Genomic DNA, 17,604 nt, shown 5'->3' with positions numbered 1-17,604 from the left:
GGGTGTTAATTTTTGGCGACTGAAGCGGATCTCTTTTTGAGAGCAGCGGCGCGAGCCTTCTCGAGGCGCTCGGGGGGCTCGGGTAGGAGCGAATCGGCGACGGCGGCGCGGTAGCCTCCCATGTAGATGGAGTACATGACGGCGAGGGCGCAGCCGACGCCAAAGGCGAAGCCAAGGAAGAAGCCGATGAGGGGGAATGCGAGACTCACGCATCCATGATGTCATGCCGAGTTCCATCGTGTGGGTTACGGCGGCGATTTCGTGACGCGATACACAGGGGCGCGGTTGCCGGTGTTTGATGGGATGACGTACCGTTCTAGTGCAGCCGCTGTATGCGAACCGGTGCGTTTATCGGTGTCAAAACGAGACCGCTGTGTGTTCTGTAGGCTGACCGCCCAAAACTTTTGCACATTTATAAGGAGCTTAGACCGCCTAATGCCGCATGAAACCGCCTCCCCTGCCAGCACGACGTTCGAAAGCCTGATGCGCGAGGACCGTCTGTTTCCGCCTCAGGCGGCGTTCAGCGAGAAGGCCTGGATCAAAAATGAGGCGGAGTACGACGCAATGTACCGGCGGAGCGTGGAGCAGCCGGAGGCGTTCTGGACCGACGCGGCGAACGAGCTGGAGTGGTTTGCGCCGTGGCGGACGGTGATGGAGGGCGAGGGCGCGAAGGTGACGTGGTTCAACGGGGGGAAGCTGAACCTGTCGCACAACTGCGTGGACCGCCATGCGAAGGGAGCGAGGAAGGACAAGGTCGCGCTGATCTGGGAGGGCGAACCGAAGGTCGATGGCAAGGCTGAGGTGCGGAAGCTGACGTTTGCGGAGCTGCATGTTGAGGTGCAGAAGTTCGCGAATGTGTTGAAGGGCCTGGGGGTGAAGAAGGGCGATCGCGTGGCGGTGTACATGGGCATGAGCCCGGAACTGGCGATTGCGGTGCTCGCGTGCGCGCGGGTGGGTGCGGTACATTCGGTGATCTTTGGCGGGTTTGCGGCGCATGCGATTGCGGACCGAGTGGCGGATTCGGACTGCCAGATTGTGGTGACGCAGGACATCAGCTATCGGCGCGGGGGCGAGATCAAGCTGAAGGCGATTGTGGATGAAGCGATGGAGCAGTGCCCGGGTGTTCGGAATGTGGTGGTGTATCAGCGCGAACCGAAGACTGCGGTTGAGATGAAGGACGGACGTGACCTGTGGTGGCATGAGCTGATGGCGAAGGCTGAGAGCGAATGCCCGGCGGAGTGGATGGATGCCGAGGACCCGCTGTTCATCCTGTATACGAGCGGAACGACAGGCAAGCCGAAGGGACTGGTGCATACGACGGGTGGGTACTCGGTGGGGACGTACCTGACGTCGAAGTACATCTTCGACCTGCATGATGAGGATGTGTACTGGTGTACGGCGGACATTGGGTGGATCACGGGGCATAGTTACGTGGTGTATGGCCCGCTGCAGAACGGTGCGACGGTACTGATGTATGAGGGTGCGCCGAATTGGCCGGAGTGCGACCGGTTCTGGCAGATTGTGGACGACCACAAGGTGAGCGTGTTCTATACGGCTCCGACTGCGATTCGGGCGTTCATCAAGTGGGGCAACGAGTGGGTGCATAAGCATGATTTGAGCTCGCTGCGGCTGCTGGGGACGGTGGGTGAGCCGATCAATCCGGAGGCTTGGATGTGGTATTACCGCGAGATTGGGCATGAGAAGTGCCCGATTGTGGATACGTGGTGGCAGACGGAGACGGGCGCGATCATGATTTCGCCGATGCCGGGCGCGGTGGCGACGAAGCCGGGGTCGGCGACGAAGCCGTTCTTTGGTGTGGTGCCGAAGGTGGTGACGAAGGAAGGCGAAGAGGTTCCGCCGGGGCATGGTGGGCTGCTGATCATCGACCAGCCGTGGCCTTCGCGGGCGCGGACGATCTGGGGTGATCCGGCGCGGTATGAGTTGGCTTACTTTGCTGAAATTCCGGGGAAGTACTTTACAGGCGATGGTGCGCGTAAGGATGCAGACGGCTACTTCTGGCTGATGGGGCGCGTGGATGACGTGATCAACGTGAGTGGGCACCGGCTGGGGACGGCTGAGATTGAGAGCGCGCTGGTGGCGCATGGCAAGGTTGCGGAAGCTGCTGTTGTTGGCAGGCCGGATGAGCTGAAGGGGCAGGCGATTGCGGCGTTTGTGACTCTGGAAGAGGGCCACGAGCCGAGCGAAGAGCTGAAGCAGGAGCTGCGGAAGTGGGTCGCGAAGGAGATTGGTGCGTTGGCGCGTCCGGATGACCTGCGGTTTACGCAGACGCTGCCGAAGACGCGGAGCGGCAAGATCATGCGACGGCTGCTGAGAGAGCTGGCGACGACTGGCGAGGTGAAGGGCGATACGACGACGCTCGAGGACTTCAGCTTTGTGGCGAAGCTGAAGGAGGGCGATGAGTAAGGCAGGGGATAGTGTGTAGAGGATAGAGCGAATGCTTTATTACGTCCTGCTTCTCACTTGTTTTCTTTTGGTCTTCGTTCTTCGATGGGCCTGTTCGCAACCTGAAGTTGCGGGGACTCGTCTACTGTGGCATGCGAGGAGTTATGTTTCGTTCGACCCTATTGGTGTGTGTTTGTGCGGCTGGAACGTTGTGGGCGCAGGACGCTGGGCCTGTGCTGACGAAGCGGCCCGATCCGCCGGCACAGGCCAAGGGGGCGGACATCTCGGTGAATGCGAAGCTGGTGGTGCTGTCGGTGGTGGTGCACGGGCGCAAGGGCGAGTTGGTGAACAACCTGACCAAGGACGACTTTGTGCTGAAGGCTGGGCCGCGGTCGATCAAGGACGCGAAGCCAGATGCGATTGAACTGCAGACGATCAAGTACTTCGACCACGATACGGATGTGCCGCTGACGCTGGGGCTGCTGGTGGATGTGAGCCGGTCGCAGCGGGAGGTGCTACCGGATGAGCAGAAGGGCAGCCAGGCGTTTCTGGAGCAGACGCTGCTGCCGGCGGTGGGTGAGAAGCCTACGGATAAGGGATACAGGCCGGCGGACAAGGCGTTTGTGGTGCAGTTCGCCAAGCCGATCGAGCTGCTGCAGGATGTGACGGACAAGAACGCGCGACTGCAGAAGGCGATTGATGAGCTGGGTACGGAGAGCCCGACGTTCCATGACGACGAGACAGATACGACGGACAGCGAGGGGCGGCGCGAGCGGCATGGCGGGACGTCGCTGTATGACTCGATCTATCTGTCGGCCAATGAGATAGAGGCCAAGCAGACGGGGCGCAAGGCGCTGGTGGTGCTGACCGATGGCGTGGATGTGGGCAGCAAGGAGACCCTGCCGGATGCGATCGAGGCGGCTCAGAAGTCGGATACGGTGATCTATGCCGTGTACTACAGGGGCAAAGAGCAGCGGCAGCAGAACGATAACTACAACCGGAACAACCGGCGGGGTGGTGGGTTTCCGGGCGGTGGTGGCTACCCAGGAGGTGGGTATCCAGGGGGTGGTTATCCGGGTGGCGGCTACCCGGGGGGCGGTGGATATCCCGGTGGCGGTTATCCGGGCGGCGGTGGCGGCGGGAGCAATCCGCATGGGCGCACAGAGCCCAGCCGGAAGCCGAATGTGGATGGCAAGCAGGTGCTGGAGCGGATCTGCGGCGAGACCGGCGGGGCGGTGTTCGAGGTGAGTAAGAAACTGACGGTGGACGAGATTCTGAAGGAGATCGGTGACGATCTGCGGCAACAGTACCGGCTGGGCTTTACGCCGACGGCGGACGAGGCGCGGTATGGATACCACCAGATCGACCTGAGCCTGAAGAACCCGGACGAGAACAAGAAGGACTCGATCCAGGTGCGGGACGGGTACTATGCGACGGACGACAAGTAGCGGCACCCTCCCCCGGTTTTGGGGCTAAGATCCGGAGCCGATTGGAGTTAAGCTCGTAACCACTTTTGTGGAACTTTGGTCGCTGATGGGCTTCGAGTTAAAGAGCTAGACCCGGCATCCCTGCCGGGTCTTCCTGCTTTTATTCTACCGGGCGTGTCAAGCGTTGAAGCTTGCTGGGAGGATGAGGCTGGCGTTGGGGTTGGGCTTGTGGTGGAGGAAGTGGAGGTGGTGGCCGTCGAAGCGCACGAAGAAGAGGGAGAGCACGAAGACAACGAGGATCGTCACGCAGAAGAGAATGACGATGAGCCCGAAGTTGGGGCCGTTGGGACGCTTTTGTTCGATGTCGTCGATGTTCATAGGCAGTTGGATGCGGGTTTGGAGCGTGACGTCCGCGGTTCCCTGGGGGTGAGGGTTGTGCATCCCACCTTAGCGACGATGAAGCTGTCGCGAAGATGGGGCACCCGGCAGTTGTGGTGGTTCCGGGCAAAATACAGCGGTCTCTCCGCTTCGGTCGAGATGACGCCGTATGGGTAGTTCAGGGCTGGCCGGGCATCCAGTTGTGGATCTGGAGCCAGTGCTGGATGAGGGTGGGGGTGATGGCGAGCTCGGGGAACTCGGTTTTGTCGGTGCCCATGTGGGTGCCGTGGAGGCCCTGCTCGAAGATGTGGAGCTCGGCCGGGACGCCGACGGCGATGAGCGCGGAGAAGAAGTGGCTGGCGTTGAGGGCGTTGACGGTCTGGTCGTGCTCGGTGGAGTAGATGAAGCAGGGGCTGGTGGCGGCGGTGACGTGCTTGATGGGGTCAACGGTGTCGATCTGCGCCTGCGTGGCGTCGGGACCGACGAGGGTCTTCATGCCGAAGGTGCCGGGGATCTTGGGGTCGAGGTCGAGGCGGGCGTAGCTGAGGATGGCGAAGTCGGGGTGCGCGGAGAGCTGGTCGATGGCGTCGTGGGTGCCGGATACATTTTCAGGAGCGTCAGGCGCGGCGGTGGCGAGGTAGCCGGACATGTGTCCGCCGGCGGAGAAGCCCCAGATGCCGACGGCGTCGGGACGGAGACCCCACTCTTTGGCGTGGGCGCGGACGTAGCGGACGGCGCGGAGGCCGTCGAGGAGCGGGTAGGGGTACTTGTAGCGCGGCCAGAGGCGGTACTGGACGACGTAGGCGGAGACGCCGTGGGCCTGCAGCCAGCGGGCTTCCATGCCACCTTCCTTATCCATAACGAGGTGCGTATAGCCGCCGCCGGGGAGGACGACGACGGCGCTGTGCGGGCCGGGGCCAGCGGCGGGGTAGCTGTAGAGTTTCGGGATGTCGACAGGGTCAGTACCGACAGCGCCGGGAACGTGGCCAGCAGGCCAGAGGGGGATGACGTCTGTGTAACCGGCGGGTGGCGGGTCTGTCTTAGTTGCAGGTGTCTGCGCGGCGAGCGTGAGGCTGAGGAGGGCGGGGACGAGGAGAAGCAGCGAGCGCCGTGAGGTCATGGCAGCAAGGATAGGACGGTTGCGCGTGTTTCGTCATGCGGGTGAGAGGGTTTTGTGCCGCATGGCGGGCATGGTGCATCGAATGAGAGCATCGCCGATGCGAAGCGAGAAGCAAACCGGGGGCTGAAGCCCCTTCTTTGTTTGCGGCTGTGAGACCCAACGCTAAAGCGTTGGGGTACCTGAGTTGTGGCGGGGCGGAGAAATCTAACGTCACAGCTTGGGTACCTGAGCTGTGGCGGGGCAGTGATATCCAGCGCTACAGTGTTGGAAACCTGAGTCGTGGTGGGAAGAGTTGGGTTGTGACTATCGCGGATGGCGTGTGTTGATGGATGATGGTAAGCGGTTGGTGCCGATGGGCATAAGGAGAGTTGAGATGAGACGAGTAATCGGGACGGTGTTGGTTGTTGGATCTCTGCTGGTTCCGGCGGCGGGTGCGCAGATGTCGCAACCAGGTGTGGATGCGGCGGCTAAGGCAGCGCACAAGGCGGTGATTCCTTATTCGCCGGGCAAGCATATCTATCCGGCGATCGATGCGGCGCAGGGCGATGTGGCGGCGGCGCTGAAGCAGGCGCGCAAGGAGCACAAGCGCGTAATTCTGGACTTTGGCGCGGACTGGTGCGGCGACTGCCAGGTGCTGGACATCTACTTTCACCAGAGCCCGAATGAGGAGATCGTCGATAAGCACTTTATCGAGGTGAAGGTGAACATCGGGCGGATGGATGCGAACCTGGACCTGGCGCACAAGTATGGCGTGCCGGTGCATGGCGTGCCGGCGCTGGCGGTGCTGCGACCCGATGGAAGCGTGGTGGTGAGCCAGGACAAAGAGTTTTCGGACATGCGGTATATGCAGTCGAGCTCGCTGACGACGTTTTTGAATAAGTGGAAGCGGTAAGAGTTGTGGGAGGCTGGGCTGCGTCATCCCACTCATGCCGACGATAGAGCTGTCGTCATGAATGGGGGCATCCGGGTAGTGGTGGTAGTTCGAGACGCAGATTCCCTGCGGGAATGACAAACCAAGGGAGTTTAGGCGGATCGAGATGGGTGAGGGGCAATGGCAACCATAGCCGCGGCAGCCTGGCAGCAGTGTAGTCGCAGGGCGTCCGCGGCGTGGCAGGTGTTGCGGACGCTGCGGCGCGCGGCTATGTCCGCGATGGAGCATGATGCGCTGAACCTTGCGCAGGCGACGGCGTACTCGGCGATGTTCGCGCTGTTTCCTACGCTGATTGCGGCGGCGGCGGTGGTGAGCCTGCTGCCGGATGCGATGCCGGTGCGGCTGCAGATGGCGACGTTCTTCGGGCGGGTGCTGCCGTCGAATGTGAGCCCGATTCTGGAAGAGTATTTTGCGAACAGCCATGCGAGCGCGTACACGGCGCGGGCTGTGGTGAGCGCGGCGGTAGTGAGCCTGGCGGGCGCGACGAGCGTGATGGCGACGCTGATGGAAGGGTTCAGGCGGGCGCATAAGCTGCCGCTGCTGCGGTCGAGCTTCTGGCCGGTGCGGATGCGGGCGCTGGCGCTGGTGCCGCTGTCTTTGCTACCGATGACGCTGGCGAGCGGGCTGGTGGTGTTTGGGCACCTGATGACGCGGTGGGTGGCGCACCAGGTGACGCCTGACCTTCGCGGGCCGGTGTACGTGGTGGCGTTTGTGGTGCGGTGGACGGTGGCGCTGGCGGGGAGTGTGGGGATCATCGCGGTGATCTACCACCTGGGCACGGACATGACGCGGGGCATGGGGGATATGCTGCAGCCGCTGATGAAGGACATGCGCGAGCCGTGGCAGATGCTGCGGCGGGGGTGGAGCTGGAGCGCGAGCCTGCCGGGGGCGATGGTGGCGACGGGGCTGTGGTTCGTGTCGACGCTGCTGTTTGGGATTTATGTGACGCGGTTTGCGAACTACTCGCGGGTGTATGGGTCGGTGGGTGCGGCGATTGCGCTGATGTTCTGGCTGTACCTGATTGCGCTGAGCGTGCTGGTGGGGGCGGAGTTCAATGCGCAGAGGACGTTACAGGACCGCGACCCGCACCTGAGCGAGCTGCTGTGGAAGCTGCCGGGCTTGCGGAGGCGCCGGACAGGTAGAATAGCGGACTGAAGCAAGGAACAGGGAGTAGGGAATAGGGAGTAGGGAATAGAGTACTGCGATGAAGAATCGCGGTGCCGGATTTCAAACACTTATTCCTCGTTACTCCGTGCTCTTTAGCCGTTGGAAGGTATCCGTGGACAAGGGAAAGTTGGAGTGGTGCCGTCGCGCGAAGATTGTGGCCACGCTGGGGCCTGCCTCAAGCACAGAGACGATGTTTCGGCAGCTGGTGCGGGCGGGCCTGGATGTGGCCAGACTGAACTTTTCCCACGGGTCTCATGACCAAAAGAGCGAATTGATTGCCATGGTGCGGAAGGTGGCGAAGGAAGAAGGCAAGCCGATCTGCATTCTTGCGGATTTGCAGGGGCCGAAGATCCGCACGGGTGTGCTGGTGGACCACAAGCCGGTGCTGCTGGAGACGGGCAAGCGGCTGACGATTACTCCGGAGCAGATTGAGGGCACGACGGAGCGCGTGAGCACGGTGTTTACGACGCTGGCAGAGAATGTGGTGCCGGGGACGCAGATTCTGCTGTCGGATGGGTTGATTGAGCTGCGCGTAGTGGAGGTGGTGGGTGCAGATGTGGTGACGGAGATTGTGAACGGCGGAATGCTCGGGGAGAAGAAGGGCATCAACCTGCCGGGCGTGGCGATCAAGGTGCCGTCGTTGACGGAGAAGGACGAAGAGGACCTGGAGTTTGCGTTGAAGGCCGGGTGCGACACGATTGCGGTCAGTTTTGTTCAGACCGCGGACGATGTGCGGTATGTGAAGGGCAGGATCGCGCAGCTGGGGTCGGATGCGTGGGTGATTGCGAAGCTGGAGAAGCCGCAGGCGATCGACCACCTGGACTCGATCCTGGAGGCTGCGGACGCGATCATGGTGGCCCGCGGCGACCTGGGTGTGGAGGTGCCGCCGGAGAAGGTGCCGGCGATCCAGAAGCATATTATCCGGCGCTCGATGGAGTACCGGAAGCCGGTGATTACAGCGACGCAGATGCTGGAGTCGATGATTGAAAACCCGCGGCCGACGAGGGCGGAGGCGAGCGATGTGGCGAATGCGATCTATGACGGCACGGATGCGGTGATGCTGAGTGCGGAGAGCGCGGCGGGGAAGTATCCGGTGGAGTCGGTGGCGATGATGGCGAAGATCGTGATGGAGACGGAGGCATCGATGCGCGCGGAGGCTCCGTCGAAGCAGCCGCTGAAGCCGCATGGCAAGCGTGTGCTGATGACGATTCCGGAGACGATCTGCGAGAGCATGGCGCATGCCGCGCAGGACCTCGACTTGGCCGCCGTGGCGATCTTTACGGAGACGGGCAACACGGCTCGGCTGCTGAGCAAGTACAGGCCGGATGCGCCGATCTATGCGTTCAGCCCGGATGAGAGCGTGGTGCATAGGACGATGCTGCTTTGGGGGACGTCGCCGATACAGTGCGCGCGGTTTGCGGGCACGGACAAGCTGGTGGAGACGGCGGAAGATGTGCTGGAGCAGGGCGGGTATGTGAAGCCGAAGCAGGTGGTGGGGATCGTGGCCGGTACGGCGACGAAGACCGGAGCGACGAACTTTATGCGGCTGCATGTGATTGGGGACCGGTGAGGTTTTGACCGCGATTTGCGCAGGCCGGGGCTGACTACAATCTGAGCATGGGGAAGATCCGCGTACTTTCTGATCAGGTGGCGAACCAGATTGCTGCTGGCGAGGTGGTGGAGCGGCCTGCGTCGGTGGTGAAGGAGCTGTTGGAGAACTCGCTGGATGCGGGGGCTACGCGGATTCGTGTGGAGATTGAGGGCGGTGGGCGGAAGCTGATTCGCATCGTGGACAACGGGTGCGGGATGAACCGCGATGATGCGATGCTGGCGTTTGAGCGTCATGCTACGTCGAAGCTGCGGTCGAGTGATGATCTGCTGACGATTGCGACGCTGGGGTTTCGTGGCGAGGCGCTGCCTTCGATTGCTAGTGTGGCGCGGGTGCTGCTGGAGACACGCGTGGCGGAGGATAAGGCCGGGACGGTGGTGGAGATCGCCGGTGGGAACATGCTGCGCGTGGAGGATTCCGGGCTGCCTGCGGGGACGACGATTGCGGTGCGGGATCTGTTCTTCAATACTCCGGCGCGGCGGAAGTTTTTGCGCAGCGAGCAGACGGAGCTGGGGCATGTGGCGGCGCTGGTGACGCACTATGCGCTGGCGCATCCGGAGAAGCACTTTGAGCTGCACAGCGCGACGCAGGCGCTGCTGGTGGCTCCTGCGGTGGCTGATGCGAGCGAGCGGCTGTTCCAGATCTTTGGGCGCGATACGTTTCAGAGCCTGGTGCCGGTGGCGGCGGAGATTGATTTTGCGCGGGCGGGGATTCCTGAGCCTCCGCCGTGGAAGCGGCCGGAGGACTATGAGCCACCTGCGCCGGGGATGATGCGGGTGAGCGGGTTCGTGAGCAAGCCGGAGCTGCAGAAGCTGAACAGGAACTCGATCTATGTGTTTGCGAATGGGAGGCTGATTCGCGACCGGCTGATACTTCATGCGTTCACGGAGGCGTATCGGAACATTATTCCGCCGACGTCGTTCCCGGTGGTGCTGCTGTTTCTGGAGATGCCGCCTGCGGAGATCGATGTGAATGTGCATCCAGCGAAGACCGAGGTGCGGTTCAGGCAGGGATCGTTTGTGCATGATTTTGTGCGCGACACGGTACGCACGGCGTTGATGCGGGCGCGGCCTGCGGCGAGTTTTCTGACGGCGCTGGAGGGGTCGGCGACGGCGAGCGCGAGTTTGATGGTGAATGTGTCGCCGCTGCCGGGGATCGACCAGCCGGTGTTTGAGCCGCGTGCGATGGTGGCGGAGAGTGAAGGGACGATTGAGCCGGTGGATGTGGCGGCGTTTGAGCTGCACGGGCGGATGGTGGCGGAGTCTCCAGGACGGCTGGGCTTTGAGGGGAGCGGGATTGCGGTGGGGTATGAGGATAGTGCGACCCCGTTCATCGACGGTGAGGCTGTCGATGAACGGGGCACCCAGAGTAGTGGAACGCTGAATGGGCTGGCTTCGTTGAAGCCGGTGGGGCAGTTGCGGGACTCGTTCATTTTGGCGGTGAATGAAGAGGGGTTGTGGATCATCGACCAGCATGTGGCGCATGAGCGGGTGCTGTTTGAGAAGATTCTGCGCGAGCGGAAGGTGGAGGCGGTGCAGCGTCAGAGACTGCTGATGCCGGTGCTGATCGACCTGTTGCCGGAGCAGATGGTGACGTTTGCGGAGATTGCGGAGGAGCTGGAGCGGAACGGGTTCGAAGCCGAGCCGTTTGGGCCGCGGACGCTGGCGGTGAAGGCGGCTCCGGTGGGGTTGGAGGGCAAGGAGCTGGAGAGGGTGCTGGAAGAGGTGCTGGGCGCGGGCGAGAAGACGGCGCAGGTGGAGAACGAGGAGCTAAGGCGGACTCGGATTGCGGCTTCGATCGCGTGCCACGCAGCGATCAAGGTGAATATGCCCCTGGAGCCCGCGAAGATCGACTGGTTGTTGAAAGAATTAGGGAAAACGGAGCATCCGACGAGCTGTCCGCACGGCAGACCGATTGCATTGCGGTATTCTTTAAAGGACATCCAGCGGGCGTTTCAGCGCATATAACGGCGCGTCGCTCTACCCGCACATTCAAGGTTTGTTGAGGGCTTCGCTGAGGCGAGGTCGTGTCGCGCGTTGTCGCGTTGACGAGAGGAATTATTTTGAGTTCGATACAAGAGTTTGATGCCGCCCAGTTGGCGGCTGCACGCACGAAGGCGTGGCACCAGGACGGCGAGGCTGTGCTGACGCTGGAGGCGGCGCGGGAGTGGATTGCGGAGCACGGACTGGTGTTGTTTGCTCCGCGCACGCTGCAGCTGCCGGCACCGGCGCCCTCGCTGGTTGAGGCGACGCTGGGTGCGGCGAATGATGCCCCTACGGCTGCGCAGACGGCGACGGCGAAGAACCTGGTGTCGCGGCTGGTGGGTGAGGGTGCTGCGGTGCCGCTGAACCTGCTTGGAGTTCCCGGCGATGTGCCGGACTTTGTGGCGTCGGCGCAGGTGTTCAGCTACATTTTTACGCTGCGTGGCGATAAGAACTGGAAGCAGCCGCCGGTGACGAGCGGCGCGATTGCGGTATCGCCGCTGGGGCTGCACATCTATGAGGTGCTGACCGAGAAGGGCGCGATGACCGCGGCGGAGCTGGCGAATGAGCTGGGCCGCGAGGTGACGGAGACGGCCATTCTGCGCGGGCTGAGCGAGCTTTGGTCGCAACTGCGGGTGTTGCCGCTACTCGATCAGGGAGACGGCGCGACGCTGTGGGAGCTGACGACGCGGCGGTTTACGAAGGCGATCAAGGCGGGTGCGAATGCGGGGCAGCCGACGGCGCTGTCGGCGCTGATCTCGCTGTATCTGGGACAGGTGTTTGTTGCGACCGATGAAGAGATCGCAACGTTCCTTTCGCCGCTGACGGCGCGGAGCCGCGTGCGCGAGGTGCTGCGTGCGCTGACGAGCGCGAGGCAGCTGGAGACGGTGGTGTCGGAGGGCAAGACGCTGCTGCATGTTCCGGGTGGGCTGCCGGCGTTTGCGGCGAAGGCGGTGGACGGCGTCGAGGCTGAAGGCGGTGAGGCTGCTGAAGTTGCTGAGCCAAGCGAGTTCCCGAAGCCGAAGAAGATTGGGACGGGGCGCATCAGCAGCTTTGCTGGAGATAAGGCTGAGAAGAGCTCGTTCCGCGGGAAGCCTGCGAAGAGCTTTGGTGGGGTGAAGAAGGGCTTCGGAGCTGCTAAGGGTCCGAAGAGCTTTGGAGGAGCGCGTCCGACGAGCCGGTTTGGTGGCGCTCGCGCCGAGGGCACGAGTGATCGCGAGCGGAGGCCGTTCAAGCGCGATGCTGCCGAGGGGGGCAAGCCCGCTTTTGCGCGGTCGAAGCCTGCGTTTACGAAGCCGTGGGATGAGGAGCGCAAGTCGCGTACGGCGGCTGCTCCGAAGGATTCGTTCACAAAGTTTCGCAAGCCTGCGCCTGAAGATCGCGAGCCGTTGGGGCCGCGCGAGCAGGCTGGGTTGCCGGAAGAGAAGCGGACGCCGGTGCGGAAGGCGACGAAGTCGTTCGAGAAGCGGACGTTCGACGGGAAACCGGTTGAACGGAAGTCGTATGCGAAGAAAGCGTTTGGAGACAAGCCGGGATTTGGGGCGAAGCGTCCTTATACGCCGCGTGGCGAAGAGGGCGGCGAGCGGCCGGCGTTCAAGCCGCGTAGCTATGAGAAGCGTGATGGTGACAAGCCGTTTGCGCGGAAGAGCTTTGGCGATAAGCCGTATGCGAAGAAGGCGTTTGGCGATAAACCGAGCTTTGGTGCGAAGAGGCCTTATACGCCTCGGACGACTGAGGGCGGTGAGCGTCCGGCGTTCAAGCCGCGTACGTTCGATCGCGGAGACAAGCCGAGTTTTGGGGCGAAGCGTCCGTATAGGCCACGCACGGAAGAGGGTAGCGAGCGGCCGGCATTCAAGCCGCGTACGTTTGATCGTGGCGACAAGCCTGCGTTTGGAGCGAAGCGGCCCTATGTGCGGAAGACCGAGGGCGACCGCCCGTTTGTGAAGCGTGCTCCGAAGCCGAAGTATAAGGATGACGGGCCGATCGACGGACCGCCGGTGGAGCGGACGATTCCGAGGCGGCCATTCAAGCCGCGTGCGGAGGGGCATGAGAACCGTCCGTTTACGAAGGCTCCGTGGGTTCCGCCGACGGAGAGCAGTGAGGGTAAGCGTCCTTATAAGCCGCGTGCGGCGGGCGGCTTTGGCGGAGCGAAGAAATCGTTTGGTGGGAAGAAGCCGGGCGGGTTCGGTGCCAAGCGGCCTTCGAGTGGCGCGCCGAGGACGTTTTCGCGTAAAAAGCCTGAGGCAGGCGAGTAGCCTGTCCTCCGGGGCTAAAGCCCGGATGCTGATAGCGGAGGAATGGACGAGCTGAAGCTCGTCCCCTTCAAAGCCAGCTGCAACTGTCAGTCAAGGCTGTGATGCCAATTGTGGCTGCGGTAGAGGTGGATTCGAGACGATGAGCACAGCAACAAGTGTGGTGAAGCGCGAGCGGCCGGTGATTGCGATCGATGGACCGGCGGGTGCGGGCAAGAGTACGATGGCGGCGCACCTGGCGCGGCGGTTCGGGTTTCTGAACCTGGAGACCGGGGCGATGTATCGTGCGCTGGCGCTGAAGGCGATTGAGAACGACCTCGGGTTTGAGGACGAGGCTGCGCTGCTGGAACTGGCCGCGACGACGAAGATCGCGCTGCGGCCGCAGATGGAAGGCAACATTGTGTTGCTGGATGGCGTGGATGTGTCGCGGCGGGTGCGGGACAAGGACGTGACGTCGGCGGCGTCGCAGGTCTCCATACATCCCAAACTGCGTGAGTGGATGGTGGAGCAACAGCGGAAGCTGGGCGTGGCCGGTGGCGTGGTGATGGAAGGGCGCGACATTGGGACGGTGGTGTTTCCGGATGCCGAGGTGAAGATCTTTTTGGATGCGGCGCCGGAGGTGCGCGGGAACCGGCGGTATCGGCAGGCGATGCCGGGGGATGCGGCCGAGCGGAAGGTGACGGAGGCGGCGATTATTGAGGACCTGAAGGAGCGCGATGCGCGCGACCGGAACCGGCAGGACTCGCCGCTGCGGCCTGCAGAGGATGCGGTGATTCTGGACTCGACCGGGCTGACGCTGGATGAAGTACTGGCGAAGGCAGAGGCGATTGTGCATTCCCATATTGGGTAGGCGGTGGCCGTCTAAGGCTTGATCGCCGTGGGACGTGTGAGCGTGAGTTGGTCAACGCGTAGGGTGATTTTTAAGTGGGCGATGTTTCGTGTGGCGATGTGAATTTTCTTGCGATGCCCCTGGAGTGGTATTGAATTTACTCGACAGACAGGCGAGGTAAAAAAAAATCGTGGAAAATTTGTCCGCCGTGCTAACATCTCGTCATCGTTTGAAACAGATTGGTTTTCTGCATTGGTTGTAGGCCGAAACCCGTATTTGGATTCAGCGTCAAAGTCAATCACACAAGGATTTGCGAGACATGGAACAGGGAACAGTGAAGTGGTTCAACGACGCCAAGGGCTTTGGCTTCATCAGCAGACAGAACGGTGAGGATGTGTTTGTGCATTACTCGGCGATCAACTCGAATGGCTTCAAGAGCCTTCAAGAAGGTCAGGCCGTTCAGTTCAACGTGGTGAAGGGACCCAAGGGCTGGCAGGCTTCGGACGTACAGCCTCTCTAACTTTTGGCGCTGACAACAAACGATACAAATCAGGACATAAGGGGACGGCTGTGGCTGTTCCCTTGTGTGTTTAAGGAGCAGATCGCTTGAATGCGTGAGTATGAGTTTTTCGTTTACATCCTAGCGAGCAGGTCTCGAACGCGCTATGTGGGGGTTACAAACGATCTGAGAGTGAGAGTCTTGCAGCATCGGCAGAGGGTGCCTGGGTCTTTCACGGCTCGCTATAACATCACGCGTTTGGTCTACTTTGAGCGTTTTCAGTACATCGCCAGTGCGATTGAGCGAGAGAAAGAACTGAAGGATTGGAACCGCTCGCGGAAGATAGCTTTGATTGAAAATAGCAATCCAACATGGGGAGATCTGGCCGCCGATTTGCGGTAGTGGTGATCCAGAAGAAAGCAGATTCCTCCGCTTCGCTGCGGAATGACAAGATTTACAGTATGGTCGATTGCTATTGCGGCTGAGGTAGGTTGGGCTTAGGCGATAGCTCCGGTGTCTGGGCGGGGGCGTTGTTTGCGGTGAGGGTGCTGGCGTTGGTGGGGGCGCCTGCGGAAGAGGCTGGTCGTCGGGGCCGAGCGGGGCGCTTTCGCCGACGATTTTGCTGGAAGAGCGGAACTTGCGGTAGTCGGTGGCGTCGAGGTGGAGGTGGCCGTCGATGTGGTCGAGGAGAAGGATGCGGGCCTCGCCGCGGGCGTCGATGGATTTGGGGAGCCATACTTCGCCGTTGACGTTGACGGTTTGGAAGCTGAAGCTGAAGCCCTTGTGGATGTTGAGGACGAGGCCGGCACCGAGTTTGAAGTCGTTGAGGAAGTGGCCCTCGCCTTTGACGAGGGTGCGGTCATGCTCGTCGAACCAGGCGGTGCCGACGAGGTCGCGGATGGCAGCTTCACCGGAGTTGCGGGTCTTGGCGTGGGGGTCTCCGGTGTAGTTGGCGACGATGGTGGGGCGGCCGTTGAGCAAGATGCGGCGCGGGTTGGTAAAGGTGCCGAGCTCGAGGATGCGTGAGGCAGGGATGAGCTGGTCGCCGCGGGCGTTGGAGTCTTTACCCTGGCTGTCGAGTTTGGCGCGGCGCTGCTTGGCTTTGGCGACCTCTTTGTCGATGCGGTCGCTCTCCTTTTTCTGCTCGTCAGGGGTGAGGGGTTTGCCGTTTTTGGCGGTGGTGCGGTCGACGGGGACGCCATTGATGGTGAAGACGTCGGAGTCGGTGGTGGAGACTTTCTTGATGGCGCCGCTCTTGTCGAGCTGCTCTTCGACGACGTGGACGTGGTAGGTGTAGTCCTTGCGAGCGGCTTCGGCGGCGCGCTGGTTGCGCTCGACGTCGAGGACGAGCTGGCGGATGTCGGGGAGCGGGGCGGTGAGGTCGGGTGTCGCGGCTGGCGCGGGCGCGGGCTCCTGGGCGTGGATGAGTGTTGCGGTGAGGAGCAGGAGGGTGGGGAGGAGACGGCCCATGTGGTGATGATACGTGGGTCCACGAGCTGTAGCGGCGCTCCCAAATACAGAGGTCTCTCCACTGCGCAGGACGATAAAGCTGTCCTGCTTCGGTCGAGATGACACATTTTTCACATTCTGCCTTGCGCGCATCTTCAATGTGCTGCCAGTTTGCGAACTATCAGCTAGACGCCGCTGTGGAGGAAGCTGAAGAGGAGGACGGCGAGGACGATGGCGCTAACCAGGACGTAGAGGCGGTCGCGCTGCAGAGCGAAGCCGCCGAGGCATAAAGCGACGCGGGCGACGGGAGTGGCGATGAGAACGAGGAGTCCGCACTGGATGAGGCCGGTAGGGGAGCCATGGAGTGCGGCGCGGAAGGCGGTGGAGATGGGATTGTGGAGCGTGGGTGCGCGGAAGTGGCGGTAGTCCGGCGTGGTGTGGGTGTGCGCGAGATAGAGCACGGCTCCGATGATGACGATGAGCGCGGAGAGTGAGACGCCGACGAGGAGCACGCGGGCGACGGCGGATTCGAGCTCGTGATCGGTAGGGCGTGTGGAGAGTGAGAAGGGCATGAGCTAGAGGCTTCCCTTCCAGCCGCGATAGATCATCTCGGCTGCGAGGACGGTGATGACGCCGGCGAAGACGCGCTTGAGGGTGACGGGGTGGACGTGCACGAGGAGCTTGGCGCCGAGGAGTGAGCCGGCGAGGACGCCGAGCATGACGGGCATCGACAGGCCGGGGTCGATGTAGCCGTGGGCAAGGTAGACGCCGGCGCTGGCGGCGGCGGTGACGCCGATCATGAAGTTGCTGGTGGTGGTGGAGACCTTGAAGGGAAGCTCCATGGCCTGGTCCATGCCGAGGACCTTGACTGCGCCGGAGCCGATGCCGAGGAGTCCGGAGAGTGCGCCTGCTCCGAAGAGGACGGAGAAGCCGAGTGGGACGCGCTGGGCGGTGTAGGGCTGGTGGTTGCCGCAGTCATCGGGCAGGGTGCCGGTGAGTTTGAGGCGGCGGGCTAGAGGCGAGCCGTCGGTAACGAGGGAGTCGTGGCGGCTGCGCAGCGAGGCGAGCGCGGAGTAGAGCAGGACGAGTCCGAAGACGATGGAGATGGCGTTGGAGGAGACGCGCGTGGTGAGCCAGGCACCGAGGATGGCGCCGAGCGTGGTGGCGACCTCAAGGAACATGCCGATGCGGACGTTGGAGTAGCCCTCGCGGACGTAGGCTACGGCGGCGCCTGAAGACGTGGCGATGACGGAGACGAGTGAGGCGCCGATAGCGTAGTGGATGTCGACCTTGAAGAGGATGATGAGGACGGGGACGATGACGACTCCGCCGCCAAGGCCGGTGAGCGCGCCGAGCAGGCCGGCGAGGACCGCGGTGCCGAAGATGAGGGCGGAGAAGGCGAACAGGGGCATCTGGGAGAGTGAGATGCTGCGGGTTATGGGAGAGTTTGTGTGTGAGGAAGAAAAAGCTCTCACGCAGAGTACGCAGTGTTGAACGCGATGTACGCAATGGAAAAGCCCCTCACGATGGTGTGCGAGGGGCTTTTGATTTATTGGAA

General features: G+C 62.3%; 15 protein-coding genes. 10 read left to right on the top strand and 5 right to left on the bottom strand.

Annotated elements, in window-relative coordinates:
- Window positions 1-5: 5 nt before the first annotated feature.
- The gene (locus GOB94_RS04640) at window positions 6-209 is read right to left on the bottom strand and encodes a hypothetical protein (protein ID WP_182277711.1); all 204 of its coding nucleotides are present in this window, start codon (window positions 207-209) and stop codon (window positions 6-8) included.
- A 226-nt stretch (window positions 210-435) separates the two neighbouring features.
- On the opposite strand from GOB94_RS04640, the gene acs reads away from it, so the two are divergent.
- Together acs and GOB94_RS04630 are read left to right on the top strand one after the other, a co-directional pair.
- Entirely contained in the window at window positions 436-2,424 is a 1,989-nt protein-coding gene (gene acs, locus GOB94_RS04635; protein WP_182277710.1) for an acetate--CoA ligase, read from the top strand.
- A 143-nt stretch (window positions 2,425-2,567) separates the two neighbouring features.
- On the top strand, window positions 2,568-3,851 hold the full coding sequence (locus GOB94_RS04630; RefSeq protein ID WP_182277709.1) for a VWA domain-containing protein: 1,284 nt from the start codon (window positions 2,568-2,570) through the stop codon (window positions 3,849-3,851).
- Window positions 3,852-4,007: 156 nt separating this feature from the next.
- Here GOB94_RS04630 and GOB94_RS04625 read toward each other — a convergent pair whose 3' ends face one another.
- The gene (locus GOB94_RS04625) at window positions 4,008-4,271 is read right to left on the bottom strand and encodes a hypothetical protein (protein WP_182277708.1); all 264 of its coding nucleotides are present in this window, start codon (window positions 4,269-4,271) and stop codon (window positions 4,008-4,010) included.
- Window positions 4,272-4,386: 115 nt separating this feature from the next.
- Complete coding sequence (locus GOB94_RS04620; RefSeq protein ID WP_182277707.1) at window positions 4,387-5,328, bottom strand: alpha/beta hydrolase; 942 nt, start codon at window positions 5,326-5,328, stop codon at window positions 4,387-4,389.
- Window positions 5,329-5,701: 373 nt separating this feature from the next.
- On the opposite strand from GOB94_RS04620, the gene GOB94_RS04615 reads away from it, so the two are divergent.
- The 8 genes from GOB94_RS04615 (at window position 5,702) to GOB94_RS04580 (ending at window position 14,999) form a co-directional block, all read left to right on the top strand.
- Window positions 5,702-6,220: a thioredoxin family protein gene (locus tag GOB94_RS04615; RefSeq protein ID WP_255484239.1), complete on the top strand. Its 519-nt coding sequence runs from the start codon at window positions 5,702-5,704 to the stop codon at window positions 6,218-6,220.
- Between the two features lie 159 nt (window positions 6,221-6,379).
- Window positions 6,380-7,414, top strand: coding sequence for a YihY/virulence factor BrkB family protein (locus GOB94_RS04610; RefSeq protein ID WP_182277706.1), 1,035 nt, complete (start codon window positions 6,380-6,382; stop codon window positions 7,412-7,414).
- A gap of 124 nt (window positions 7,415-7,538) precedes the next feature.
- Entirely contained in the window at window positions 7,539-8,996 is a 1,458-nt protein-coding gene (pyk, locus tag GOB94_RS04605; protein ID WP_255484238.1) for a pyruvate kinase, read from the top strand.
- Between the two features lie 47 nt (window positions 8,997-9,043).
- Complete coding sequence (gene mutL / locus GOB94_RS04600) at window positions 9,044-11,002, top strand: DNA mismatch repair endonuclease MutL (protein ID WP_182277704.1); 1,959 nt, start codon at window positions 9,044-9,046, stop codon at window positions 11,000-11,002.
- A gap of 95 nt (window positions 11,003-11,097) precedes the next feature.
- Window positions 11,098-13,272 (top strand): hypothetical protein, encoded by a 2,175-nt coding sequence (locus tag GOB94_RS04595; protein ID WP_182277703.1) that lies wholly within the window; start codon window positions 11,098-11,100, stop codon window positions 13,270-13,272.
- 139 nt (window positions 13,273-13,411) lie between these two features.
- Entirely contained in the window at window positions 13,412-14,119 is a 708-nt protein-coding gene (cmk, locus tag GOB94_RS04590) for a (d)CMP kinase (RefSeq protein ID WP_182277702.1), read from the top strand.
- Window positions 14,120-14,417: 298 nt separating this feature from the next.
- Window positions 14,418-14,618, top strand: coding sequence for a cold-shock protein (locus GOB94_RS04585; protein ID WP_013581125.1), 201 nt, complete (start codon window positions 14,418-14,420; stop codon window positions 14,616-14,618).
- 90 nt (window positions 14,619-14,708) lie between these two features.
- On the top strand, window positions 14,709-14,999 hold the full coding sequence (locus GOB94_RS04580; RefSeq protein WP_182278439.1) for a GIY-YIG nuclease family protein: 291 nt from the start codon (window positions 14,709-14,711) through the stop codon (window positions 14,997-14,999).
- 1,232 nt (window positions 15,000-16,231) lie between these two features.
- Here GOB94_RS04580 and GOB94_RS04575 read toward each other — a convergent pair.
- Entirely contained in the window at window positions 16,232-16,618 is a 387-nt protein-coding gene (locus tag GOB94_RS04575; RefSeq protein WP_182277701.1) for a DUF1634 domain-containing protein, read from the bottom strand.
- 3 nt (window positions 16,619-16,621) lie between these two features.
- Complete coding sequence (locus GOB94_RS04570) at window positions 16,622-17,458, bottom strand: sulfite exporter TauE/SafE family protein (RefSeq protein ID WP_182277700.1); 837 nt, start codon at window positions 17,456-17,458, stop codon at window positions 16,622-16,624.
- Between the last annotated feature and the right edge of the window lie 146 nt (window positions 17,459-17,604).

The sequence above is a fragment of the Granulicella sp. 5B5 genome (genome assembly GCF_014083945.1).
Taxonomy (GTDB): domain Bacteria; phylum Acidobacteriota; class Terriglobia; order Terriglobales; family Acidobacteriaceae; genus Granulicella.
This window is presented reverse-complemented; position numbering and strand designations above follow the sequence as displayed.